Source organism: Bacillota bacterium (assembly GCA_030705925.1).
Classification (GTDB): domain Bacteria; phylum Bacillota; class Clostridia; order Oscillospirales; family Feifaniaceae; genus JAUZPM01.
This window is the reverse complement of the sequence record JAUZPM010000016.1, coordinates 1-23,190: the sequence shown is the minus strand read 5'-3', so window position 1 is coordinate 23,190 and position 23,190 is coordinate 1. Positions and strand designations below refer to the sequence as shown.

At 40.7% G+C, this 23,190-nt stretch carries 29 protein-coding genes and 2 tRNA genes; 22 read left to right on the top strand and 9 right to left on the bottom strand.

The annotated features are described in order from the left end of the window. The first annotated feature begins 3 nt into the window (after positions 1-3). The 21 genes from Q8865_03990 to Q8865_03890 all read left to right on the top strand — a co-directional run bounded on the left by Q8865_03990 (position 4) and on the right by Q8865_03890 (position 16,834). Complete coding sequence (locus Q8865_03990; GenBank protein MDP4152590.1) at positions 4-975, top strand: hydrolase; 972 nt, start codon at positions 4-6, stop codon at positions 973-975. A gap of 1 nt (position 976) precedes the next feature. After that, positions 977-1,276 carry a DUF2577 domain-containing protein gene (locus Q8865_03985; protein MDP4152589.1) on the top strand — a complete coding sequence of 100 codons (300 nt, stop codon included), beginning with the start codon at positions 977-979 and terminating at the stop codon, positions 1,274-1,276. A gap of 4 nt (positions 1,277-1,280) precedes the next feature. Then, positions 1,281-1,679, top strand: coding sequence for a DUF2634 domain-containing protein (locus Q8865_03980; protein MDP4152588.1), 399 nt, complete (start codon positions 1,281-1,283; stop codon positions 1,677-1,679). Beyond that, positions 1,679-2,743 carry a baseplate J/gp47 family protein gene (locus tag Q8865_03975; GenBank protein ID MDP4152587.1) on the top strand — a complete coding sequence of 355 codons (1,065 nt, stop codon included), beginning with the start codon at positions 1,679-1,681 and terminating at the stop codon, positions 2,741-2,743. The genes Q8865_03980 and Q8865_03975 overlap by 1 nt, the downstream gene beginning before the upstream one ends. Position 2,744: 1 nt before the next feature. Then, positions 2,745-3,284, top strand: coding sequence for a DUF2313 domain-containing protein (locus Q8865_03970; protein ID MDP4152586.1), 540 nt, complete (start codon positions 2,745-2,747; stop codon positions 3,282-3,284). Between the two features lies 1 nt (position 3,285). After that, positions 3,286-5,166, top strand: coding sequence for a tail fiber protein (locus Q8865_03965; GenBank protein MDP4152585.1), 1,881 nt, complete (start codon positions 3,286-3,288; stop codon positions 5,164-5,166). Between the two features lie 12 nt (positions 5,167-5,178). Further along, a complete protein-coding gene (locus tag Q8865_03960; protein ID MDP4152584.1) occupies positions 5,179-5,403 on the top strand; it encodes a hypothetical protein in 225 nt (74 codons plus the stop codon). Beyond that, positions 5,403-5,534 (top strand): hypothetical protein, encoded by a 132-nt coding sequence (locus Q8865_03955; GenBank protein ID MDP4152583.1) that lies wholly within the window; start codon positions 5,403-5,405, stop codon positions 5,532-5,534. The genes Q8865_03960 and Q8865_03955 overlap by 1 nt, the downstream gene beginning before the upstream one ends. Before the next feature lie 53 nt (positions 5,535-5,587). After that, complete coding sequence (locus Q8865_03950; GenBank protein MDP4152582.1) at positions 5,588-5,908, top strand: hypothetical protein; 321 nt, start codon at positions 5,588-5,590, stop codon at positions 5,906-5,908. After that, positions 5,908-6,159: a hypothetical protein gene (locus Q8865_03945; GenBank protein MDP4152581.1), complete on the top strand. Its 252-nt coding sequence runs from the start codon at positions 5,908-5,910 to the stop codon at positions 6,157-6,159. Before Q8865_03950 ends, Q8865_03945 begins: the two co-directional genes overlap by 1 nt. Before the next feature lie 17 nt (positions 6,160-6,176). After that, positions 6,177-6,458 (top strand): hypothetical protein, encoded by a 282-nt coding sequence (locus tag Q8865_03940; GenBank protein ID MDP4152580.1) that lies wholly within the window; start codon positions 6,177-6,179, stop codon positions 6,456-6,458. Between the two features lie 15 nt (positions 6,459-6,473). Further along, positions 6,474-7,565 (top strand): M23 family metallopeptidase, encoded by a 1,092-nt coding sequence (locus tag Q8865_03935; protein MDP4152579.1) that lies wholly within the window; start codon positions 6,474-6,476, stop codon positions 7,563-7,565. A 75-nt stretch (positions 7,566-7,640) separates the two neighbouring features. Then, a complete protein-coding gene (locus Q8865_03930) occupies positions 7,641-8,396 on the top strand; it encodes a DNA adenine methylase (GenBank protein MDP4152578.1) in 756 nt (251 codons plus the stop codon). A gap of 305 nt (positions 8,397-8,701) precedes the next feature. Next, positions 8,702-8,893, top strand: a complete 192-nt coding sequence (locus tag Q8865_03925) for a hypothetical protein (GenBank protein ID MDP4152577.1) — start codon at positions 8,702-8,704, stop codon at positions 8,891-8,893. Positions 8,894-9,160: 267 nt separating this feature from the next. Further along, positions 9,161-10,327, top strand: a complete 1,167-nt coding sequence (locus tag Q8865_03920; GenBank protein MDP4152576.1) for a hypothetical protein — start codon at positions 9,161-9,163, stop codon at positions 10,325-10,327. A 42-nt stretch (positions 10,328-10,369) separates the two neighbouring features. After that, positions 10,370-11,017 carry a hypothetical protein gene (locus Q8865_03915; protein ID MDP4152575.1) on the top strand — a complete coding sequence of 216 codons (648 nt, stop codon included), beginning with the start codon at positions 10,370-10,372 and terminating at the stop codon, positions 11,015-11,017. A 3-nt stretch (positions 11,018-11,020) separates the two neighbouring features. Further along, positions 11,021-13,153 carry a DEAD/DEAH box helicase family protein gene (locus tag Q8865_03910; GenBank protein ID MDP4152574.1) on the top strand — a complete coding sequence of 711 codons (2,133 nt, stop codon included), beginning with the start codon at positions 11,021-11,023 and terminating at the stop codon, positions 13,151-13,153. Further along, positions 13,150-13,335, top strand: coding sequence for a hypothetical protein (locus Q8865_03905; protein MDP4152573.1), 186 nt, complete (start codon positions 13,150-13,152; stop codon positions 13,333-13,335). Before Q8865_03910 ends, Q8865_03905 begins: the two co-directional genes overlap by 4 nt. Beyond that, entirely contained in the window at positions 13,332-15,296 is a 1,965-nt protein-coding gene (locus Q8865_03900; protein ID MDP4152572.1) for an AAA family ATPase, read from the top strand. The genes Q8865_03905 and Q8865_03900 overlap by 4 nt, the downstream gene beginning before the upstream one ends. Position 15,297: 1 nt before the next feature. Further along, positions 15,298-15,738, top strand: a complete 441-nt coding sequence (locus Q8865_03895; GenBank protein ID MDP4152571.1) for a hypothetical protein — start codon at positions 15,298-15,300, stop codon at positions 15,736-15,738. A 235-nt stretch (positions 15,739-15,973) separates the two neighbouring features. Beyond that, positions 15,974-16,834 (top strand): hypothetical protein, encoded by an 861-nt coding sequence (locus Q8865_03890; protein MDP4152570.1) that lies wholly within the window; start codon positions 15,974-15,976, stop codon positions 16,832-16,834. Positions 16,835-16,978: 144 nt separating this feature from the next. Here Q8865_03890 and Q8865_03885 read toward each other — a convergent pair. From Q8865_03885 to Q8865_03870, 4 genes are all read right to left on the bottom strand, one after another. Further along, positions 16,979-17,054, bottom strand: a tRNA-Ala gene (locus Q8865_03885). A gap of 69 nt (positions 17,055-17,123) precedes the next feature. Continuing rightward, positions 17,124-17,360 (bottom strand): hypothetical protein, encoded by a 237-nt coding sequence (locus tag Q8865_03880; GenBank protein MDP4152569.1) that lies wholly within the window; start codon positions 17,358-17,360, stop codon positions 17,124-17,126. A gap of 4 nt (positions 17,361-17,364) precedes the next feature. Further along, positions 17,365-18,603, bottom strand: coding sequence for a DNA polymerase IV (locus Q8865_03875; protein MDP4152568.1), 1,239 nt, complete (start codon positions 18,601-18,603; stop codon positions 17,365-17,367). 123 nt (positions 18,604-18,726) lie between these two features. Further along, on the bottom strand, positions 18,727-19,329 hold the full coding sequence (locus Q8865_03870) for a hypothetical protein (GenBank protein ID MDP4152567.1): 603 nt from the start codon (positions 19,327-19,329) through the stop codon (positions 18,727-18,729). Between the two features lie 290 nt (positions 19,330-19,619). On the opposite strand from Q8865_03870, the gene Q8865_03865 reads away from it, so the two are divergent. Further along, a complete protein-coding gene (locus tag Q8865_03865; GenBank protein MDP4152566.1) occupies positions 19,620-19,904 on the top strand; it encodes a hypothetical protein in 285 nt (94 codons plus the stop codon). A 139-nt stretch (positions 19,905-20,043) separates the two neighbouring features. Here Q8865_03865 and Q8865_03860 read toward each other — a convergent pair whose 3' ends face one another. The 5 genes from Q8865_03860 to fba form a co-directional block, all read right to left on the bottom strand. Continuing rightward, positions 20,044-20,799 (bottom strand): prolipoprotein diacylglyceryl transferase, encoded by a 756-nt coding sequence (locus tag Q8865_03860; GenBank protein MDP4152565.1) that lies wholly within the window; start codon positions 20,797-20,799, stop codon positions 20,044-20,046. Between the two features lie 240 nt (positions 20,800-21,039). Then, positions 21,040-21,225 (bottom strand): hypothetical protein, encoded by a 186-nt coding sequence (locus Q8865_03855; GenBank protein MDP4152564.1) that lies wholly within the window; start codon positions 21,223-21,225, stop codon positions 21,040-21,042. After that, complete coding sequence (locus Q8865_03850) at positions 21,197-21,571, bottom strand: DUF4064 domain-containing protein (protein ID MDP4152563.1); 375 nt, start codon at positions 21,569-21,571, stop codon at positions 21,197-21,199. The genes Q8865_03855 and Q8865_03850 overlap by 29 nt, the downstream gene beginning before the upstream one ends. 415 nt (positions 21,572-21,986) lie before the next feature. Next, positions 21,987-22,060 (bottom strand) — tRNA-Gly (locus tag Q8865_03845). 80 nt (positions 22,061-22,140) lie between these two features. Then, positions 22,141-23,070 (bottom strand): class II fructose-1,6-bisphosphate aldolase, encoded by a 930-nt coding sequence (gene fba, locus Q8865_03840; protein ID MDP4152562.1) that lies wholly within the window; start codon positions 23,068-23,070, stop codon positions 22,141-22,143. Between the last annotated feature and the right edge of the window lie 120 nt (positions 23,071-23,190).

The window sequence follows — 23,190 nt, the reverse complement described above, 5'->3', positions numbered from 1 at the left end:
GGGATGATCACTATCAAATATGCCGAGCTACTTATACAAAACGGGGATAACATATTCGCCCCTATCGTTGAAGACGGCGTCACTTGGGATACATCCCGCAGCGGTGAACCCGGAAAGCTGACCTTTTCGGTTTTGAAAGACAGTATACTGGATTTCACTGAGGGGGACGCTGTAAGGCTTAGATACGGCGGCGATAATATATTCTACGGCTTTGTGTTTCAGAAAAAGCGGGATAAAGACGGCGTCATCGAGGTTACGGCTTACGATCAGCTCAGATACCTTAAGAACAAAGATACTTATGTATATTCGAACAAGACGGCGGGTGAGGTGATCCAAATGATCGCCGACGACTTCCGGCTTAAGACCGGGGAACTTGAGGACACGGGTTACAAGATCCCGTCAAGGGTGGAAGACAATAAAACGCTATTCGACATCATTCAGACTGCGCTTGATGAGACCTTGCGGAACACAAAGAGGCTGTTTGTCATGTATGATGATTTTGGCAAGCTGACTCTTAAAAATATCGAGAGCATGAAGCTGAATCTGCTGATCGACGAGGCGGCAGGCGAAAATTTCAGCTACACTTCCAGCATCGACGGCGAAACGTACAACAAGATCAAGCTGGCTTATGACAACGATAAGACAGGAAAGCGTGAGATATACATAGCGCAGGACTCTGAAAACATGAACAGGTGGGGTGTGCTTCAGTATTTTGATACGATCAAGGAAGAAATAAACGGCAAGGCGAAGGCGGACGCACTGCTTCAGCTTTACAATCAGAAGACACGTAACCTTACTATCAGCAACGTACTGGGCGATACCAGCGTTAGAGCGGGAAGCTCCGTTATTGTGAAGATGGATGTCGGCGACCTGACCGTTGCGAATTTTATGATCGTTGAAAAGGCGAAGCACACATTCAGCGAGAATGAGCATTTGATGGATCTTACCTTGCGGGGCGGTGATTTCATTGCCTAATATGGTTCAGCTAATTAAAAAAGCCGCAGTTGAAGCAGTCGACAATTCCATGCCTGCAGGGGTGTTTTTTGGCGAGGTTACAAGCACAGCGCCTTTGAAAATCAATGTCGAGCAGAAAATGACTCTGACAGAGAACAACCTTGTTCTGACAAGCATGGTGAGCGATTTTGATGTGAAAATGACTGTGAACCAGATCGAGGAAGCATACAGCGTCCGTTTGGGGCTGTCTGTTGGCGAAAAAGTTATCCTTATAAGATCTCAGGGCGGGCAGAAATTCATTGTGTTGGACAGGGTGAGGTGATGACATGATCCCGGCAGTAAACGACGATTTAACAAAAGATTTTGAAATCAAGGAACTTCCGGCAAGGACGTTCAGGGTAACAACGGAAAACACCATTAACGGCATGACAGACGGCTTAGAAGCTGTAAAACAAGCGGTTTATCTGATACTGAACACCGAACGGTATGAATACCTGATATACAGCTGGAATTATGGGATAGAGCTAAAAGACCTGTATGGAAAGCCGATACCATACCTGTTGCCCGAACTTAAAAGAAGGATAACGGAAGCACTGGTACAGGATTCAAGGATCACTGATGTCGGTGCTTTTGATTTTGAAACAGGCAAGGGAAAGATCCTTGTGACATTTACGGTAAGCACTATCTATGGAGAAATCGAAGCGGAAAAGGCGGTGAGCTTTTAGTGTATGAAAATGTAACTTTTGAATCTATCCTTAAGCGTATGCTGGATAAAGCACTTGAAAAGGACCCTAACATAGACACCAGGGAGGGCGGCATCATTTACAGCGCCCTTGCCCCTGCTGCCGTTGAGCTTCAGAACATGGATATAGAGCTTGACACTATTCTTAATGAAACGTTTGCGGACACGGCGTCAAGAGATCATCTTATAAAACGTTGCGCCGAGCGTGGGATCACACCGACACCGGCGACAAAAGCGACCTTTAAGGGTGAATTCAATATGGATGTTCCTATAGGGTCAAGATTCTCTCTCGACCTTTTGAATTACGCAGTGACCGAAAAGGTACAAACAGGCGTTTTCAAACTGGAATGTGAGACGGCGGGAACAGCGGGGAATGAAAAGCTCGGAGCGCTTATCCCGATAGATTACATAGAGGGTCTCACAAAAGCGGCGCTGTCCGAGCTGCTTATCCCGGGTGAGGATGAGGAAGAAACGGAAGCACTGCGGAAACGATATTTTGACAGTCTCGATTCTGAGGCTTTCGGCGGTAATATCGCCGACTACAAAGAAAAGACTAACGCCATTGACGGCGTTGGTGGTGTGAAAGTCATTCCCACATGGAACGGCGCGGGAACGGTTAAGCTTGTAATAATCGACTCACAGAACAAAAAGCCCAGCGCCGCTCTTGTTGAAGCTGTTCAACAGGCGATAGACCCGCCTGACAGTCATGGCATGGGTGTCGGGATCGCCCCTATCGGTCACAATGTGACGGTCGCCGGAGCTGATGAAGTTCAGGTCAATATATCGACCCACATTACATATAAAGCGGGATGGAGCTGGGCGGATATAGAGGCGAGCGCGAGCCAAGTCATTGACGGATATTTTTCAGAGCTTAACAGCGGATGGGCGGACAGTGAAAACCTTGTAGTGCGTATCAGTCAGATCGAAACAAGACTTCTTACCGTGACGGGTGTGCTGGATATCCAAAACACCACCATCAACGGCTCCGCCGCAAATCTCATTGTCCCCGCTTACAGCATACCGGCAAGGGGTGTTATAAGTGGATAGAATGATCATTAATTACCTGCCGCCCGTGTTAAAAGATATTAGGGAAATGGCAGCCGTCATGGACTCTGAACAGGGTGAGATAGAATCCCTCTGGAATGATCTTGGAGTTGCAATGGATGACCAGTTTGTAGCTGACGCAAGCGAAAACGGCGTTAAACGATGGGAGAAGCTTTTACAGATCACACCGAAAGCCGATGACAGCCTCGATGTGAGAAAATTCAAGATACTGTCCCGGCTTACAGAACAAGCGCCGTTCACAAAGACGAACTTAAGGCAGCAGCTTGACGCACTCTGCGGGGCTGACGGCTATACAGTCGAGATCAAAGGATCTCAGTATTTAGTTACGGTGAGAGTGGCGCTGACAGTGCAAAAGAAGTTTGATGAAGTGGCGGCACTGCTCAAGAGGATCGTTCCGGCAAACCTTCTGGTAGACGTTTCACTCAAATACAACCAGCACATGAATTTCACAAAGCTTACACATAGCCAAATGGCGCAGTATACACACTATGAGCTGAGAAACAGCGAAGAATTGGGGGCATAACATGGCAGACTATACAACGAACTACAACCTAGTAAAGCCGGGGCAGGATGATTTTTATAACGTTCAAGATTTCAACGGCAATGCTGACATCATCGACGAGCAGCTGACGGCGCTTTCAAACAGTAAGCAGGACCTAATCACGGGGGACGTCGTGGGACACTATCACTCAAGCGACCGAAACCGGGCAAACCATACAGGGACGCAGACCTCAAGCACTATTTCGGACTTTGCGGCGGCGGTGAGAGCGACTGTTTTAACGGGGCTCAGTACGGCGACGAGTGCTGTGATCAGTGCGGCTGACTCAGCGCTTACGGCGCTTGGAAAGCTGCAGGCTCAGATCTCGAGCCACCTTGCTAATACGTCAAACCCGCACTCGGTGACAAAGGCACAGGTGGGGCTTGGCAGCGTCGATAATACGGCAGATTCAGCGAAAAGCGTTGCAAGTGCGGCAAAGCTGACAACAGCGAGAACTATTGCCTTAAGCGGTGAACTGTCTGGCAGTGCTAATTTTGACGGCAGTGCAAGCATCAGCATAAGCACCGCAGTATCAAACTTTGTTTCAAGAGTGACGGGCTCGGTATTGACCGGGCTCAGCACCGCTACAAATGCGATCATAACCGCAAGCGACACCGTCTTGACAGCTTTGGGGAAACTGCAGGCGCAGATAACCGCACATTTGGCGAACACGTCAAATCCCCACAGCGTGACCAAGGCTCAAGTGGGGCTTGGGAATGCAGACAACACAGCGGACGCATCGAAGAATGTGTTGAGCGCGACTAAGCTTACCACAGCCCGGAGTATCAACATCAGCGGGGAATTATCGGGGAGCGCTAGTTTTGACGGCAGCGCCGGCATAAGCATCCCGGTCAAAAGTCTAGTTGGGGATATTAAGACCACCATGAGGACGGATCTCGGCGCTGACTGGCTGCTCTGCAACGGCAGCGCATTTGACTCGGCGGAATATCCCGCTTTGGCAAGTATTCTTCCCTTCAGCCTGAGCAAACCGTGGGTAAGCACTTCTTTCACAGGCACCGCCAATAACAGCAAGCTTGCCACTGACGGCAACATATTCGCTTTCTTTGACGGGAAGGTCATCTATTACACTTCTGATATAACAAGCGGGTCGTGGAGCTCCTTCACCGTTTCTAACGCCGCCGCCTCGATCACTGACATAAAATACGGCGGCGGGTACTGGTGTATTTTGTGCGGCGGATATTACCTTTATTATGCAGCCAGTATCACAGGAACCTGGACTCTGGCGCTCAATCCCAGCGATCCGATGGGATTCATAAAATACATTAACGGCTCTTGGTTCACCTGCACCAATATGGGGAAGCTGTACTATGCCACTACGCCGAACAGCACATGGAACTCAAAGGCGACTAATACTTCAAGCTATGAGCTGAGTGATATTGCGTATGGGAATGGGTATTATGTAGCACCTGTTAAAGGGAGAAATATTTTTTATTACACCACTTCACTTGCGGGGACATGGTCGTCTTATACTGTAACGTCAGCAACCTTTTATTCGGTGGATTTCGGAAACGGGAGGTTTGTTTTAGGCGGAAACAGCACAAGCAGTCAAATCACATTTACGACACCGCCGTCAACGGGGCTCGCCGCTACATCAAACGGCGGTTCTCTAGGTTTTGTAAGATATGTGAATGGCCTATGGTTTACATATGGAAACGGAGCTCTATATTTTGCGGCAGATCCGACAGGCGCGTGGACACAGGTGACTTTAAGCGGAGGCGCGGACATTGCGTATGCAAAAGGCTATTATGTTGTGTCAACTGGATTTACAGCGCAGGTCAAATACTCAAACGGCTATTCACTGCCCGCTATCGCATCGGACGCGTACACATATATCAAAGCGCAGTAAGGAGGGAATGACATGATAGTAACACCGACACTGCCGCCGAAAAGCGGCTTTGTAGAAGTCGAGATCGACGGGGTTAGACAATACAGAAAAGTCGAGACAGAAGCCGACGAAAGGGCGGATCTGATCGAGAAGGGACTGCTTGAAACATCCGAGCTTTTGGCGGATCAGGAAGCCAAAAACACCGAGAATGAGCAGGCGATTCTTGAATTATCTATGTTATTAGGAGGGAATGCTTAATGTTTACTAAAGACAGCGCACTGGTCAAAATATGGGTCCGCAATATCGATGAGGGCAATTACACGAGGGAACAGGTGCCGAACCTCTCAAACCTACAGGCGATAGTTTATGAAATCCTAGACAACAAATAAGAATAAAGGATCTCGCATATATTTGTGTGAGAGCCTTTCTAAGGAGAAGCAAAATGACTGAAATAGATCTCTCAATCGTATTAACATTCTTTTCTGTGACACTTGCCGCAGTCTTCGGATTTACGGCACTGAAGCGAAACAGCAAAGCCGACACCAAAGAGGATGCGTCTGTAATGGCTACAGTTATCGTCAAGCTTGAAAACATCGGCATAGGCATCACGGAGATAAAGAACGAGATGACAAACGTTAAAAACGACATCAAAGAAAGCAGAGAGCGCCTTATTAAAGTCGAAGAGTCAGCAAAGCAGGCGCACAAGCGGCTGGATGAACATTTAGAGCGCGGACACGATATCATAGGAAAGGGGGCTACATAATGAAACGCAAAAGAAAACATGAGTTCTCAAAAGTGATTCTAGCATGGGTGACGGGCGGCGTCATATTTGTGACTGTTTTTGCGTGTATTATGTCATGGAAGACCAATGACATGAGCGTGTTCCAATACCTTATCCCGGCAGTTTTTACGGAACTTGCTACTGCGACAGGGTTTTATTACAATAAGGCAAAGGCTGAAAACTTAGTAAAAATTCAAAAGAATGTGCCACAGGATAAAAGCGAAGGCGAATAAAAGAGAGGATGTTTAAAATGAAAGTTAAATTAACAAGTCGTAAATTTTGGATCGCGGTTATATCCATCATAACCGGGATACTGGGCGTGATGGGGGCCGGAGACAACGCCATTCAGGCGGTTTCTTCTGCCGGGCTTATATTGATACCCGCTATAACTTACATAATTGCTGAAGGAAAGATCGATGCGTCGGCGGCAAGCCAGATCGATCTTGACGCATTGCTTGAAGTTATCAAGAAGGCTATCGGCAATTATGCTTCTGCTGAGACAGAATCACAGACGGAAACAGCAGATAAATAGAGAGAAGGCATATTGATGTATCCATTTAAAAGTTATACAATTACTTGTGAATATGGTAAAAAAGGGAGCTGGGCTTGCGGCTATCACACCGGCACTGATTTTGTCGGTAGCGATGACAATGTGTTGGCTATTGCATCCGGCACGGTAAGCACGGCGGCATTCGACAAGTCATACGGAAACTATGTTGTCGTTCATCACGACGATGGCACGGCCTCACGCTATGCACATTTAGTAAGGTCCAATGTCAAGAAAGACGACAGAGTTACAGAAGGGCAGATCATAGGCATACAGGGCAGCACGGGCAACAGCACCGGCAAGCACCTGCACCTTGAAGTGTACGGCAAGCTGCCGGTCGTGTACCCGATCCCCTTTCCGGGGAACACGATAAATCCAATAGGATATTTGGAGGAGCATAATATGGGATATAAAAAAATCAGCAATTATTTGTATGAGGTGGTATCTCCGACAGCAAGCACATTCCCGCAGGAATGGGAGAAGGCGAAACGGACTACAGCAATCAAAAATTACTGCAATTTCATGTTTTATACGCCTCTTGCAAGTCCTGATCCTAAATTCGGGAAGTATTACCCGGTCGGCAACTTCGCAATCGACGGCAAAGTGATTAACCAGGCTAAGGATTTTCCCGACTGGATCGATATAGCGAAGCTGTCGACAATAGACAGGAAGCTCAGCACGTTTTATGTCACAAAGGACCAGGAGGCCTTTTACGACGAGCTGAATCAGATAGATAACATCGAAAACCTTCTGTGGGCGGCGAGCGGCATTCCAGTCATAAAGAACGGAAAAGAAGTTTCTGCTTCCCGTGATATTTATCCGCAGGGCTGGAGGGACGATAAGTTTCGCTGTACCTGGCACACGATGCTTGCGTTCAAGTATGACAAGGCATATATATTCGCGTTCTATAACAGGAAGTCAGGGGCGGCGGCGGCTACTACTGAGATCTACAACACATTCAAAGATTATGGTTTCAACTATATGATTATGTATGACGGCGGTACTCCGTTTGTCTTTGATGTGAACGGAACGAACGTGGCGGTCACGGACGGCAATGCTGTTGTTGATACAATACTGAGATACAACATTTAAAATATAAATATATAGACAGAAAAGGAGCCTCTCCGGAGGCTCCTTTCGGCTTTTTGAAGGGAGACAAATATTATTATGGATAGCTTTATTGGCTGGATCGGCGGCAAAAAACTTTTAAGGAAAGCAATAATCGAGCGCTTTCCGGAGGACGGCATTGATCGTTATATTGAGGTGTTTGGCGGCGGTGGCTGGGTTCTGTTTGCAAAAGACAGTCACGCTCCATTGGAGGTTTTTAATGATGTCAACAGTGATTTGATAAACTTATACAGGTGCATAAAATATCATAGGGAGGAACTGCAGAGGCAGCTTGAATATACTCTTGTATCAAGGGAGCAGTTATATGACTTCAAGGAGCAGCTTTCCTGTAGGGGCTTGACTGATATTCAGCGCGCCGCAAGGTATTATTCGTTAATTAAAATCAGCTTTGGTTGTGGGATGAGAACGTTCAGGGCGAGTAAAAGGAACTTGCAGGGCGGTATAGAGTATCTCGCTGAAATACAGGACCGTCTTAAGTCGGTTGTGATTGAGAATAAGGACTTCGAGAGCCTTATCAAGGTTTATGACAGACCGGGAGCACTGTTTTATTTAGATCCGCCTTATTTTGGCACAGAGAAGTATTATGATAATGCTTTTACCGAAGCAGACCACCGCAGGTTATGCGAAGCTTTGAAGGGGATAAAAGGTCGGTTCATATTGTCATACAATGACTGTGAGTTTATTCGGGAATTGTATAAAGGTTTCAATGTTGAGGCGATTGACAGATCCAGCAATCTGACCGGGAAAAGCAAGCCGGGGGAAAGGTTCAATGAACTTATAATCCGGAATTATTAAACACTATTTTTTTTAGAACATAATAGATATTTCGATTCATTGTTCCTTTCGGTGCTGTGGATCGCTTTTTATTTTATATAAAACTACTTAGGAGTAGAGCAATCAATCTTGAAGTGAGATAGCTTATTGTTTTCTTATTAGACTATAAAAATAATATGACTTATACTGAATTAGTATATAAGTGCTTAAAATAATAAATGTGACATGACATGTTTTCTTTTATCTTAGGCATAGACAAATTTTTTAAAACATGTTGATTTTTGTAAATGTTAGAAATATAATAGTAATAATTGGAGGTATTAATTATGGGAGCGTTATTTGGATTAGTAGGGTGTGTGATTCTTTTGATAGTATTAAATGCAGCAGACAACTATAAAACACCTTATCAAAAAGAAATGCATGAAATTAATATGCAATTCTTACGTAAACAAATTAGTGAACAGGAATGTCTTGATAAAAAACTTCAAGTTTATAGAAAATACGATAGGTGGTATTGAAAAAATAATATAAAAATATTGCGTTAAAAAAAACCTAATGTCAATTACATACAGAAGAAAGTTTAATTAACCAATGTAGTTAATATGATAAAAATAAGGAAGGCTCATCGTTACGGAAACGGAACGGTGAGCCGCTTTTTTATGTTACCATTTGTTGACTAATATTGAGTTTTGGATTATTATGTAGAAAATGGAGAATCGATATTAGAGCATGGCTGGGATTATAGAATTATAGGCAGCATGACACAATGCAATTTGGGAGGACTAATGAAGATTGGTATTATAGATGCGGATTTGCTTGGACGCGACAAACATCGCTTTCCAAATCTTGTTTGTGAAAAACTCTCAGGGTACTGGAAAGAGAAGGGGGCAGAAGTTTATTTACTTTTAGATTACAATTGGTCTGACGATTTTGATCATGTCTATATTTCAAAAGTATTTACTGATACCACCATGCCCGAGTGGCTTGAGGAAACAGAAAAAGTACATATAGGCGGCACTGGATTCTATTTTGATAAAGCTCCAAACCTACCTAACGAAATTGAACACCATATGCCGGATTATCATCTCTATGATGAGTGGATTAACGGCGAGGTTTCGAAGGCAAGAGCAGAATGCGATAAGAAAAGTATTACATTTAACGAGAAATCTTTTATGGTGCAATTTAAGGAATATACAGACTACTGCATTGGTTTTGTAACACGTGGATGTTTTAGAAAGTGCGCGTTCTGCGTAAATCAGAAGTTCGACCATGTTTTTGCCCATAGCCCCATAGATGAATTTTACCGCGAAGATTGCAAAAAAATATGTCTCTTAGACGACAATTTCCTTGGATGCCATAACTGGAGACATTTACTGGAAGATATCTTGGCCAAGGGAAAACCGTTTAAATTTAAACAGGGACTCGACGAGCGACTTTTGACCGAGGAAAAATGTAAAATTCTTTTCACAGCAAACTATGATGGTGACTACACTTTTGCTTTTGATAACATTGAAGATTACGAGCTAATTCATTCCAAGTTGAAAATGATTAGGAAATATACCAAGTCGAAGAGTGTAAAGTTTTATGTTCTTGTCGGATTTAAAAGCACCGATTCAACTGATATTGAAAATGCTTTCCGGCGCATTGAACTATTACTTCATTATAGATGCCTACCATACATAATGCGTTATATGAACCAGAACGATACACCATGGAAGAGGTCTCGATACCGCGGACTTTACATCACCATGGCAAGATGGTGTAATCAACCTAGTATAGTTAAGAAAATGACTTTTAGGGAATTTTGTGTAGCAAACCAGGCTTTACACAAAACTAATGGAACACTTTGTGCTGCTATGAAGGCGCTGGTTGAGTTTGAGGTCGAACATCCAGATATAGCGGCTCGTTACTTCGATATACGCTTTGGAGACATCAATCCCAATATTGATTAGTCGGTTTTGACTTTCCATCTTTAATGAAAGGAATTAATATGAATGACAACGACAGATTTCGAAGCTCTAAAAAGGCTTTATGTGACGCAATGTCCTGATGCAGATTTGGATGCCTTTGAAGTAATAGAGCTTATTCTTAATACATCGGTTGAGGATATTTTTAAGATTATAGATCAAAATCAGCCCATTCTTTTACCTATTACATCTGCCAATATTCCGCAGTTCAGCAAAGCTGATGAAATCTTCTCAGTTTTACGTGTGGTTATAGATTCCAGAATGGAAGATCTAAATCACGAAAAGATTGGATATTATCTTTGTTCAAAAAATGCAAAAGCCGGTGCACGTGTCAAGTATGGAGAAAATCATTATAAACTAGCAGCACAGTTGGGATTAACGACAGAGATAAAACCACTTGCAGCTACAGATTTGGGCATGGCCTACTATTTAACTGAAAGTTCTGCTAAGCGCTCTAATATTAAGAAAAAACTTGCTTTGAGAATACCGCTAATACAGCAGGCACTTATACTGGCGGAAGATAGTACGTTTAATATAGCTGAATATATGTTGCGATATCTTTCGAAATCAACGATGCTGAGGAGAAGATCTAATATCAGAGAGCTGCTGCAGTATATAATGGATAATGCTGGAGTTGAAATGCAACACCGGCTCAATAATATTGTGTGGGGATAAGATATGAACTTTCGGGATATTCAACTCAAATATTCATACGAATCTGAAAAAGATGATTTACTTTGGGATTTTTATATCCCGATGCTTTCCTATGCGCAGCGCTATGACAGAATAACGGGATTTTTCTCTTCGACAAGTCTAGCGCTTGCAGCACGGGGTCTTGCTGCACTGATTGAACGCGGAGGGAAAATGCGTTTGATAACATGTCCACGTCTTAGCAAAGAAGATGCTGATATCATTAACATCGCTGTAAATGATACGGATAGCATTCTATCTAAAAGACTTATATATGACCTTTCGCAAGTACAAGACCAGTTTCAACATGACCACATTTCAGCATTAGGGTGGATGCTGGCTGAGGGTTATTTGCAGATTAAAATTGCACTGGTCTACGAAAAAGGGAAGATCAGCAACAGTGATAAAACAGCTTCTCACTCTATAATGCATCAGAAGGTTGGAATCCTATACGATGAAGATTTTAATGGGGTTTCATTCAGTGGTTCCAATAATGAAAGCGCATCTGGGTGGCTTGAGAACATTGAGGAATTTAAGGTTTTCAAGCAATGGGAACCAGGGCAAAAGATATATTTTACGGAAGATCAGAATAAATTCGAAGACTTTTGGGACAACAAGCGCGCAGGCGTAAGAGTTGTCGACTTGCCAACAGCAGTCTATGAAAAACTAATTGAAACAGGCGCAGACTTTTCAAAGGACTCAATCGCATTAAAAAAATACTACACAAGCAGGCACCGGGACTATTTGACAAAAGCTAAGCAAGACTTGAAACTATTTTTCTATCAGAAAAATGCTGTAAATAAGTGGGAAGATTCTAACAAAAGGTTATTGCTAGAGATGGCCACTGGGTGCGGGAAGACCCGTACTGCAATAGGCTGTATGCAAGAGTTACTCAGGACTGAAACACATCCGGTATTAGCTGTAATTGCATGCCCGCAGAATATACTGTCTATACAGTGGAAAAATGATATAGAAAGTTTAAATACTTCGATTGATGGTAGTATGGTTTGCGATGGAACAATTCATAACTGGCGTGCTTCTCTTGACAAAGAAATAAAAAAACTCTCCTCAGGTTTTTATAGGAATTTAGTAATATACACAACGCATCAAACATGCAGTGATGGCGATTTTGTAGCTATTATAAATGGATGTAGCGCCAGAATAATGAAGTTCTTCATTGGTGACGAAGTACACGGAATGGGAGCTGCAAAAACCAGACAGGGATTGCTGGAGTCTTACCAGTGTCGGTTGGGTCTTAGTGCGACCCCTTCACGCTGGTTTGACGACGAGGGCAGTAAGCTAATCGAGGATTATTTTGGAAATGTCTCTTTTAAGTTCAACATACAGGATGCACTAACTACTATAAATCCGATTACGAGTAAAACTTTCTTGGTTAATTATCGTTATCATCCGCATTTCATTAACTTGACTGATGACGAATTAAGTGAATATAAACAGCTATCTGATAAGATTACTAAAATCAGTCAAATACACAGCGGCGATTCGGAACAGGCTTTACAGTTCTTGCTATTTAGACGCGCAGAACTTGAGAAAAATGCAGAAAATAAATACTCCGAGCTTGAGTTGATCCTTGATGAAATTGGCAATGACATTTCTGATACTATTATTTTTGTGTCAGACGACCAGATTGATCGTGTTATGAGAATTATGGGACGCAGAAACATTACAGCACATAGATTTACTCAGGCTGAATCAACGATACCATCTTCAAAATACGGAGGGGTTTCAGAACGTGAATACCTAATAAAAAGATTCATTTCAGGGGAGTACATGGTACTTGTTGCTATAAAGTGTCTTGATGAAGGTATTGATATCCCTTCGGCAAAACGTGCTATTGTTATGGCAAGTAGTACGAACCCGCGTGAATATATTCAGCGTATCGGCCGAATTATTAGGCAAGCTCCTGGAAAAAATCAGGCTGATATTTATGATTTGATTATTAGGCCCGATCTTTCGGGTTATAAAGAAGATATTATGGTGAAGCTGGAACGGAAAATCTTTGAAAAAGAGATGGAGAGAGTTAAGGACCTGTCGGTTAATGCCTTGAACAATTCAAGCGTATTAAACTTGATATATAAAATACTCGGAGGAATTGTATGATACAGAATCCTATAATCCTGGAAAAGTTGGAAAGCAAAACTGCTGGGGATGTCATTATGTATGACTTTTTGGTTGCAATCATGACAAATGAATCTGAAGGTAAACAGTATTCAAAGTTTTATAGCGCCGAAGTTGAAAAGGGCGCTAAGAAACGTGAGCAGATAGGTGGCGATAACAAATGAGGTTCGATTCTATCGTTATATCCAATTACCGGCAATATAAAGCAATCAACATTTCCTTCCCTCGCAGTAAATGCACCGATCTGCATGTCATTGTTGCATCAAATGGTATTGGTAAGACGAATATGTTGAATGCGATTAACTGGTGCCTTTATGGAGATGAACCGCACCTTGGTGATAAGGATGATAGCTTAACTATCTGCAACCATGCGGCACTCGTTGAAGCACGTGAAAAAGGTGAAAAGAGTGCGATTGTTTCTGTCCGCATTAACACTATTGCTAACAATTGTAAGATTGCATTTGATCGCAGTGTTGCGATTGACGTGTCTACATACTTCCCTGATAGAGATTTATTTCGTGCAGCCGTAACTGATTCAACTGGTAACACTGAAATCCTTGAGAACGATGAAGCTCGCGAGATAGTAAATCAATATCTTCCACAAAAGATCAGACAGTACTTCTTTTTTGATGGTGAACAATTGCATAATTACTTTGGCAAAGGACAAGCTACTACGCATGTAAGGGATTCGATACACGAGATTGCGCAAATCAGCGTCGTCTCTAATGTTCGCATTCATCTGGAAAAGATAATTGAGGAGTATCAAAAATCTATCGCAAAAATGAATCCAAAAATTGATATTTTTACTGCCGATATAACAACCAAAAAGACCGAGAGAAAAAAATTGACAGACGAGATAGCTGCTCTTGAGGCAAGTATAAAAGAATCAAATGATGTTATTGCAACCCTAGACCAGCGGATATCAGGAACAGAATCGGTTGTTGGTGATAATCTGAGGTATAATGATAATCTTAAACTGATCAACGAATATACAGATGCAAGAAAAAAGCAGTCCACAAAACTTCTCGAACTGATTAGAAAGTATTATGTTTTGTTGATGATGTACGACACTAATAAAGCAACAGATAAGTATATTCAGGCTAAATTTCAAAAGGGTGTCCTTCCTCCGGATATCAACATTGATTTAATAAAGGACAGCTTAACACACCATGAATGCGTGATCTGCAAGAACACAATTAACAAAGCGGCAGAGGATTATTTAAAATCATTAATTGATAAGTTTGAAGTATCTACGACTGTATCACATAAGTTGGTGGAGATTAAGAATGATGTCTCCCGTGCTTGCAAGGAAGCGTCAAACTATATGGACGACAAGAAAGAAATTTTCTCAAGCATACGTGAACTTGACGAACATATTGCATCATTAACTGCGGAAAATGAAGAACTATATAAACGAATAAGCACTTGTTCGAGCGTAGAAAATATCGAACTTTGGATGCAACAGCGAGAAGAAAACAGAGATCTCTTACGCATCAATAGTGAGAAAATTGGCTCCTATAAAAACCAAATCGGAATTCTAGATACTGAGATTGCTTCAATTAACGCTAAACTGGATGCGGCTATATCTGATAGTGACAAGTGTGAAGAAATAAAGAGTCAGCTTAACTTCGCAACTGAAGCTAAAGGAATTGTAGCTTCTATTGAAAATGAGATTATTACCGAAGTCCGGATGCAAATGGAAACAGAAACGATGGATCTGTTTGAGGAACTGATCTGGAAGAAAAACACGTATGGACATATTGAGCTTAGTGATGACTATAAGTTGCGGTTGTTTCATAAGATAACAAAAGAATCTTGCCTGGGTAGCTGCAGCGCTGCTGAGCGTGAGTTACTAGCACTTGCCTTTACAATTGCATTACATCGCGTATCAGGTCATGATTGCTTGTTGTTTATTGATACTCCAGTTGGCAGAGTCTCGGATATTAACAGGGAAAACTTTGCAAAGTCACTAATTACGGTAAGTGAGAAAAAGCAGCTTATCCTTGCATTCACTCCATCAGAATTCTCCACTGAAATTAGCAAATATTTTAACTCGGAAGTCCTATCAAGTTATAATAAGCTTATAAGTCCGGATGAAGAAGTTACTCAGCGGGAGGCGTATTAACATGGCAGATAGACTTAGCATTGATAAAAAGATTAATGATATAACGATTCCAATTATTGATAAAACTAAGTTCTTGGGTTTAGATAAGAGTTCTGTCGATAGAATTGAGTTATTCCTATTTGCAATGGCACTTGGCGTTAAGGTTGAAAAAAAGACGCCTATTTCCTCCTTACATGGCTTTATACTAGAAAGCTCTATATTAAACAACGAAGGCGCGATGTCAATCATATATTCACTTCTCGTTGATGAGATGCGGAAAAGAAACGAAGAGGAAAAAATAAGTGACAAGGATGAAGCTTTCGCGATTGCACAGGCATATGCTAATACGGGATTCAATATCATCAATAATTGGCTCTCTAATATTAAAAAACAAGACGAGGAGTCAATACTCTGGAATTTAATTGATGAGATGGACACTAAATATGAGGAATGCTTTCAATAGAAAAGCATTATTGCTTCGTTTGTTAACTAAAATACGCTACCGCAGAAGTGTTATGGACAGGTCATTTGCAACATCTATACAAATACTTTCACCTATTTATATTTGTTGTTTTACTAGTTTGCGTAAAATAAATAGCTGAAATTAAAAAGAGTCGAGAGGCTCTTTGGTCACCATATTTTTTGTTGACTTCGCGAATGATTTCGTTTGAAAAATAAAGGCATTAAGGAGAGTACCAATGTTCACATTAGAAGAATACATCCTTAAGCGAAAAAAAGAAGACGGAATAAATGAATATGATATTGACAAGCGTCCTGAAAATACACGTATCTGTGTCAATTACGTTTTCGAATATTTTAATAATTACTTGGAGACAAGCCCTGCTGATGAAAAGACCATATTGCATGAAGAAAAAGTTGATAAATATCGGGCTATGCTAAAGGACTATGATACAGAGATCCAGGAGTGGCTGGTTTCCATATACTCATCTTATGGAAAGTATATGAATAAGAATTTGTCAAATTATATTGAAGATACGTACTTTTTATTATACGATACGGAAGCAGAATTTAGAGCCTTATCATATGAGATATATCCTAAAGTAATTAAAAAGTATAAGTTTCTAAACAATCAATCAGAGAAAATATTTCTCTTTATTAAAGATCTGCACCGAATAGAGAATTTATTTTCTCCATATGATAATTATCACATATGTGATAGTATAGATGATTGGATCAAAGAGACATATCAAAAGCATGGGGTAAACCTTTATAACTTTTGCTGTGGTTGGAGCGAATATTTTTATGACAATCCTGATATTTGGCCTATAAGCCATAAGAAAAGGAGTGAATACTATGATAAGTATTCGAAAAGAAATGACATAAAAATCCCAAAGAGCATATTATGGGATTACGATTATAAACAAAAAAGCAATTTGTTTAATCTTGATTCCCTTTACAGAAACATGCCAAAGAAAAGCTTTATTAAAGGCAAAAAACAGGAATTTGAGACATTACTTCTTTATTGTTGGCTGCATGAGATAGAAACTGATGAGGATTATTGGGATACCTACCTAAGATCTGTTTCACCAAAGCTCTGATATAACAGTACTGCTTGGATGGTTTCTTAGCCAATTAATTTTTTATATAAATATAGAAATAGAGCACCGCATCAGCGGCGCTCTATTTCTGCTATTACTGCAAATACGTTTCTCACTATAAAAAGAGTTCGTATCTGCGCGTTGTGGTGGAGACGAAGAGGATCGAACTCTCGACCTTACGGATGCGAACCGTACGCTCTCCCAGCTGAGCTACGCCCCCAAATATTAGTTCGAAAGCCAGTATAGCATACCAATAAAAAGGTGTCAATAGGGGAGGCAACTTTACTAGTCACTTGCCTTCGATAAACCAACGACCGTTTTCGAGGAAGATATATTTCTGTTTACCGCATATTCTGCATGTATAGCGAAGCCCTTGCCCACCGACTTTCAAGGATGCAGCTGGACGGACATCAAGGACACGGTCTATATCAAAGCGTCTCCCGTCTTCCCAAACAAATGAGCGAGGCATTATCTTACCGTCATACATAAAATCAGCTGTTACGTTCACAAAAACTTTTCTTGCCATATAATCACCTCATATAAGATACAGGATGTATATCGTGAGTTATAGCATTATCCGAGCCCGTAAGCTCATCGTACAGCAGCACTGCTTTTCGAACAGAACCGCTTCCAAACCTGCTGCGAATAGAATCAAGAGCAAATTCCAACTGTTCATACTTTTCTCTTTTTATATCGCTTCCGTATAAATCAAGCTGGAAACAGCTGCCGACGCCAATAAGATCACATGCACGCACTCCTAAAGAACGCAAAGGTTTTTCCCATGTATAGTTTAGTTTTAATATCTTTAATGCTGCCATTGCGATCTCATTTGAAATAAAAGTAGAATTAAGCTTGACCTGATGTTCTTCATAGGCAAGGTCAGTATTCCGTAAACTTATTTGAACAGTACGGCAATATAAATTATTTTCACGAAGCCGTTTTGCAACACTTTCTGAAAGTGCGGTTATAACCTTTAACGCATCATCCTCCTTCTCAATATCACGCGGCGTTGTCATGCTGTTGCCTATACTTTTGATTATACTGGAGCTGTCTGATGACTGTACGAGAGTAGGGTCATACCCATTTGCAAACGCCCATAAAGTTTCGCCCCATTTTCCAAGTAGGTTCTTTAAAAAATAAGTATCGGCATTTGCAATATCGCCGATTGTAAATAAACCGTGTCTGTAAAGTTTTTGTTTAGTTGAGCGACCCACATACAAAAGATCGGATGCATTTAAAGGCCACACAACGCTTTGATAATTATCTTTTGATATGAGTGTGCAGGTATCAGGCTTTTTTAAGTCGCTGCCCAGCTTTGCAAATATTTTATTCCACGATATTCCTACTGATACGGTTATGCCAAGCTCATTCTTAATGGTGTTTCTTATATCCTCCGCAATTTCTTCACCACTTCCGAATAGCAGCCGACTTCCCGTTACGTCAAGCCAGCATTCATCAAGGCCAAAATTTTCGACTTTGTCGGTGTATCTTTCGTATATTGATCTGGCAGCTTTTGAAAAATACATATAACGTTCAAAGTTTGGGGTTATTACAATAAGGTCAGGTGATTTTTGCTTTGCCTGCCATATCGTATCTCCGGTTTTAACGCCATCTTTTTGAGCATGTTTGTTTTTAGCAAGAACGATGCCATGACGAAGTTCTTCACTTCCGCAGACTGCAACTGGTTTTTCCCGTATGTCAGGATTATATAAGCACTCAACGCTTGCATAAAATGAGTTTAAATCAGCGTGAAGAATAACCCTATCCAAATTGCCTCCTAATACAAACAAATGTTTGATTATAGTATACCATAATTATATGGCATGTAAACATGAAATATATGCCACACCGAAAAAATTTCGGTGTGGCAAAAAGCATATTGCTGTGCGGTCTTAATTCCTACAACAATGATTTGAAAATTTTACGGCTAAAATTATAGCTGCAATAATGCTTAATATAATAGTGACTATTACAATGCAATTGATGGGAGGCGGCGGAGGAGGTGGAGGCGGAGGAGGCGGTGGACCCGGCGGAAAGTCCTCAGGACAGATAACAACCGACACATGACTTATATCTGCGGGATGTCCGGATGCGTTGATAGGGGAAACAAGATACGTGTCACCACGTACTGAAGTTGAATATGCGTAAAGATTAAAAGCGTTTCCCCCCTTTACAATGACTGCGTCAATGGGGAAATTGCTAGTCCAGTATAACACCTGGGTATAATCTGTACCGGCAACTGTACCAACCGATATTGTAAATATAAAATCACCATTGGGGTCAACATTGCCGTTACTGTCAAAACGAATGGTGTGGATACCGGCAGTATCACTTTGTGGTATTTCATAATGCAAACATCCGGGCGGTGGGGTATAATCATTTGGGTTTGAATCGTTGCCGTTATAACGCTGCGGTAAAACGCTAGCGGAAAATGCCGAAAATGATAGAATCATTAACATGGCTATCACTAAGGCAAAAGTAGTTATTTTTTTCAAAAGATCACCTACTTGTATTTGGAATGACCGCATACTATTGTATGGTGATCGAATTTATAATGATAATTAATGAATTAACGATTTATAAAATTAATAAGTAATTACTTTTAAATCCAGCTCGTAGGTTGTTTTCATAAATATCTTTTTTATATTAAATTAAAATATAAAAAAGATTTATGTTTTAAATTGTTTATACTTATTTATTAAAATTTAGAGAGTAAAAAATTTTTGTAATCTGTATTTAAAATTTACATATATTAAAAAGGAAGAAAAATATATATGGAGTAAATATGGAAGAATTATTTTTAAAAATGAATGGCGAGTTTATACCAATAGACAGTAAAATGGTAGAAAAATATAAACTAAAAAAGGACATGCTATCTCCGTTTTCACGGTATCCTATCGTAGATAAAAGCGGTGAGTTCAATAATCCGGAAGATAAAAAAATGAAAGACGAGGAAATCGAAAAAGATTTTCCTGGGCTTGATGACATTGATGACGGCTCAAAATTTGAAACTTCTGAAATTATTGATATCTCACAGGGTGTTGATTCAGACACGGGTGACGCTCAATAAATGTGCGGCAAAGACAGTGAGGCGTTTCCAGCCTGGGCTGTCAAGGGCAAGTGAAACGCCCTTGATAGTCGTTTTTGTTTTCCTATAATGCAAACAAGGCATGTAAGCTAGATTCTAGCCTACATGCCTACGCTGATATTTATCTAGAACTCAGAATGATTTTTTGAGTATTATGCTTTAATAAAATACTTCTGTAAAGGATCCACAAACCTAAAAAAATCATTAGAATGGACAGGCACTGTGATGGAGTGAATATGGTTTGGAACATTGTGCCACGGTTATCGCCTCTGAAAAATTCAATGATAAATCGAAATACCCCATAAAATAACAGATAAAAAGAAAAGGCATGTTTTTGCAGTAAAAAGTAAAGAACGAAAAAAAGCAGCAGAAGAAATAATGCTTCAATAAGCTGTGTAGGGATGACTTTTACTTTATATTCGTAAAACTGTTCAGCTAATGAGCCGGCAGGAAATTGGACTCCGATTATTGAATGCGTTGGTTTTCCAAAACAACATCCGCCCAAGAAGCAGCCTATCCGGCCAAAAGAATGTGCTATAGCTATTGAAGGTGCTGCGCAATTAATATGTAGTTTAATATTTTTAAAGTTTCGCATGACAATTTTATAAGAAATTATAAATACAATTGCTCCGCCCCAAAAACCCCCAGCAAACGTAAGGCCTGTAAAAACAAATAAATGTGAGAGAAATGCTTTAAAGCTATGATAATGAACAAGTTTATCAAATAACGCTGCTGAAAAAAATCCGAAGACTATAGAAATACAAATTACAAGCATCAAATTGTCAATTTGATGTTTTGGAACACCTTTTTTACTACATATATGTTCAAAAATAATGATACCGATAATAATACCTATTCCGATCATTAAGTTATACATAGGGATTACTGAAGTGCTTCCCAAAATTGTAAATTTAAATATAGGATACATGATAACCTCAAAAATACAGAGAGCCTCTCGTAAGCGGCTCTCAAACTGTCAAAAAAGTACGTGCACCGCAAAAGCGGTTAAATATAAGTTATACGACAAAATTAAAAGATTGGGCCTTTAAACGTGATCTTAAGGTTACGGCTTGTAAACGCAAAATGGCGTGAGAGCCACCGCTTCGGGCACTTTTGCTTACTTCAGAACAGGTGCCCTGCTGTATCTGCATACAGCGACGAGCACCTGTTCTTCGTCTGCCTGTCCTTTTTCGAGCGCCTTTCCAGCTTGTCGAAAATATAGTTTTTCGACAAGCTGAGAGCCGCTCTCAAGCGGCTCTTTATGAATAAAATATTTATTCGACCGTTTCTTTTTTCTGTACAAAAGAGAAAATAGCGGCAAGCAACAATAATATAACTACAATTAATGTCAAGAAATTAAATGTAATTAATGTAATTCCTGATAAAATAGTCGCAATAATCAAAGCTATGCCTGAAGTAATAGGCGCTTTTTTTGACAATATTCCAAAGACAATCCCTATAACCGCAGCAAGCAATCCTAGAATCATAAAGGTGCTTCCAGCAGTATTACTTACTGAACTTGAAGAATTGGCTGCAGCAGAAAACCCCGCAGCACACGCACCTGAACATACCGCAGCCGGAAGACCTATTACACCACCCACAATTCCTAGAACCATTGGCACATTTGAAGTGCCTCGTACTTTTGACATACTAAAACCCCTCCGCCGTTATTTATTATTTATGAAACTTTACGTTTCATGGACTTCATGGTTTATTTTAAAATCGTTATATTGATTGGTTGGAGTTTCCGTTAATTATAATACATTATAATTTTGCAAATTTCAACCATTATTTATAAAATAAGGCGATTTTTTTAAACAATAACAATTAAAACATATTTTTGAACATATTGTATAGTACGCAATAAATGAGCTGAAATCGTTACAGAAACAGTTTTATTTACATCGGTTTAAATAAAAAAACCTGTAATCCATATGGACACAGGTTTTTAATGCTTGGCAATTGATTTTAGAAGCACTTCGTTTCCGATCTTATCCCCAATAAAAGTGTGTTATTTTGAGATAATAAAAACCCTGCAAGCCGCGTGGCTGCAGGGTTTTACTATGGAGCGGGTGATGGGAATCGGACCCACACTCTCAGCTTGGGAAGCTGATGTTCTACCACTAAACTACACCCGCATAATGCTTGATTATTATACAACCTTTATGAGAAAAAAACAAGAGGCAAAATGCCTCTTGTTATATTTTTTGTAAAAATTTTATGCTTTGCCTGCACAACCGAGAACATCAACAAGTTTATGAGAAACAAGTTCATGGATAAGGTCACGGGCAGGAGCAAGGTATTGTCTGGGATCAAAATGATCGGGATGCTCAACAAAATGTTTGCGTATAGCGGCTGTCATTGCAAGACGCAAATCTGAGTCAATATTGATTTTGCAGACTGCCATAGTTGCAGCTTTGCGGAGCATATCTTCTGGAACGCCTGCGGCACCTGGCATATTGCCGCCGAATTTGTTAATCATCTCAACATATTCAGGAATTACTGATGAAGCACCGTGCAGTACGATTGGAAATCCGGGAAGTCTTTTAGCTACTTCCTCAAGTATATCAAAGCGAAGTTTTGCTTCACCTTTGAATTTATAAGCACCATGGCTGGTTCCGATAGCAATTGCAAGAGAATCAACGCCTGTCTTTGATACGAATTCTTCAACTTCGGCAGGGTCTGTATAAGTTGAATCCTTAGCATCAACCTTAACGTCATCTTCAACGCCGGCAAGCTTACCAAGTTCGCCTTCAACAACAACCCCATGAGCATGAGCGTAATCAACGACTTGTTTGGTTATACGGATATTCTCTTCAAACGGATATTTAGAACCGTCTATCATAACTGATGTGAATCCGCCATCAATGCAAGACTTGCAGATATCAAATCCATCGCCGTGGTCAAGATGTAAAACAATCGGAAGGTCGGTATCCTCAATTGCAGCTTCAACCAGCTTAACTAAATAGGCATGCTTGGCATATTTTCTGGCACCGGCGGAAACCTGGAGAATGACCGGAGCGTTATGCTCTTTTGCAGCCTCTGTAATACCTTGAACTATCTCCATATTGTTTACATTGAACGCGCCGATGGCATAGCCGCCCTTGTAAGCTTTCTCAAACATCTCTTTTGTGGTAACCAAAGCCATTTTTTTATACCTCCATGTTAATTTTTTAACAGGATAATTATATACTAAAGGCAGTTTGTTGTAAATAGAAATCAAACCAATTTGGTTTTTCTTACATAGTAAAATAAATATTGGTTTGCT

Bases quoted from the DNA above. Each gene is read 5' to 3' on its own strand.
- Q8865_03990 (MDP4152590.1), top strand. From the start codon at position 4: ATGATCACTATCAAATATGCCGAGCTACTTATACAAAACGGGGATAAC.
- Q8865_03985 (MDP4152589.1), top strand. From the start codon at position 977: ATGGTTCAGCTAATTAAAAAAGCCGCAGTTGAAGCAGTCGACAATTCC.
- Q8865_03980 (MDP4152588.1), top strand. From the start codon at position 1,281: ATGATCCCGGCAGTAAACGACGATTTAACAAAAGATTTTGAAATCAAG.
- Q8865_03970 (MDP4152586.1), top strand. From the start codon at position 2,745: ATGATCATTAATTACCTGCCGCCCGTGTTAAAAGATATTAGGGAAATG.
- Q8865_03965 (MDP4152585.1), top strand. From the start codon at position 3,286: ATGGCAGACTATACAACGAACTACAACCTAGTAAAGCCGGGGCAGGAT.
- Q8865_03960 (MDP4152584.1), top strand. From the start codon at position 5,179: ATGATAGTAACACCGACACTGCCGCCGAAAAGCGGCTTTGTAGAAGTC.
- Q8865_03955 (MDP4152583.1), top strand. From the start codon at position 5,403: ATGTTTACTAAAGACAGCGCACTGGTCAAAATATGGGTCCGCAATATC.
- Q8865_03950 (MDP4152582.1), top strand. From the start codon at position 5,588: ATGACTGAAATAGATCTCTCAATCGTATTAACATTCTTTTCTGTGACA.
- Q8865_03945 (MDP4152581.1), top strand. From the start codon at position 5,908: ATGAAACGCAAAAGAAAACATGAGTTCTCAAAAGTGATTCTAGCATGG.
- Q8865_03940 (MDP4152580.1), top strand. From the start codon at position 6,177: ATGAAAGTTAAATTAACAAGTCGTAAATTTTGGATCGCGGTTATATCC.
- Q8865_03935 (MDP4152579.1), top strand. From the start codon at position 6,474: ATGTATCCATTTAAAAGTTATACAATTACTTGTGAATATGGTAAAAAA.
- Q8865_03930 (MDP4152578.1), top strand. From the start codon at position 7,641: ATGGATAGCTTTATTGGCTGGATCGGCGGCAAAAAACTTTTAAGGAAA.
- Q8865_03925 (MDP4152577.1), top strand. From the start codon at position 8,702: ATGGGAGCGTTATTTGGATTAGTAGGGTGTGTGATTCTTTTGATAGTA.
- Q8865_03920 (MDP4152576.1), top strand. From the start codon at position 9,161: ATGAAGATTGGTATTATAGATGCGGATTTGCTTGGACGCGACAAACAT.
- Q8865_03915 (MDP4152575.1), top strand. From the start codon at position 10,370: ATGACAACGACAGATTTCGAAGCTCTAAAAAGGCTTTATGTGACGCAA.
- Q8865_03910 (MDP4152574.1), top strand. From the start codon at position 11,021: ATGAACTTTCGGGATATTCAACTCAAATATTCATACGAATCTGAAAAA.
- Q8865_03905 (MDP4152573.1), top strand. From the start codon at position 13,150: ATGATACAGAATCCTATAATCCTGGAAAAGTTGGAAAGCAAAACTGCT.
- Q8865_03900 (MDP4152572.1), top strand. From the start codon at position 13,332: ATGAGGTTCGATTCTATCGTTATATCCAATTACCGGCAATATAAAGCA.
- Q8865_03895 (MDP4152571.1), top strand. From the start codon at position 15,298: ATGGCAGATAGACTTAGCATTGATAAAAAGATTAATGATATAACGATT.
- Q8865_03890 (MDP4152570.1), top strand. From the start codon at position 15,974: ATGTTCACATTAGAAGAATACATCCTTAAGCGAAAAAAAGAAGACGGA.
- Q8865_03880 (MDP4152569.1), bottom strand. From the start codon at position 17,360: ATGGCAAGAAAAGTTTTTGTGAACGTAACAGCTGATTTTATGTATGAC.
- Q8865_03865 (MDP4152566.1), top strand. From the start codon at position 19,620: ATGGAAGAATTATTTTTAAAAATGAATGGCGAGTTTATACCAATAGAC.
- Q8865_03860 (MDP4152565.1), bottom strand. From the start codon at position 20,799: ATGTATAACTTAATGATCGGAATAGGTATTATTATCGGTATCATTATT.
- Q8865_03850 (MDP4152563.1), bottom strand. From the start codon at position 21,571: ATGTCAAAAGTACGAGGCACTTCAAATGTGCCAATGGTTCTAGGAATT.
- fba (MDP4152562.1), bottom strand. From the start codon at position 23,070: ATGGCTTTGGTTACCACAAAAGAGATGTTTGAGAAAGCTTACAAGGGC.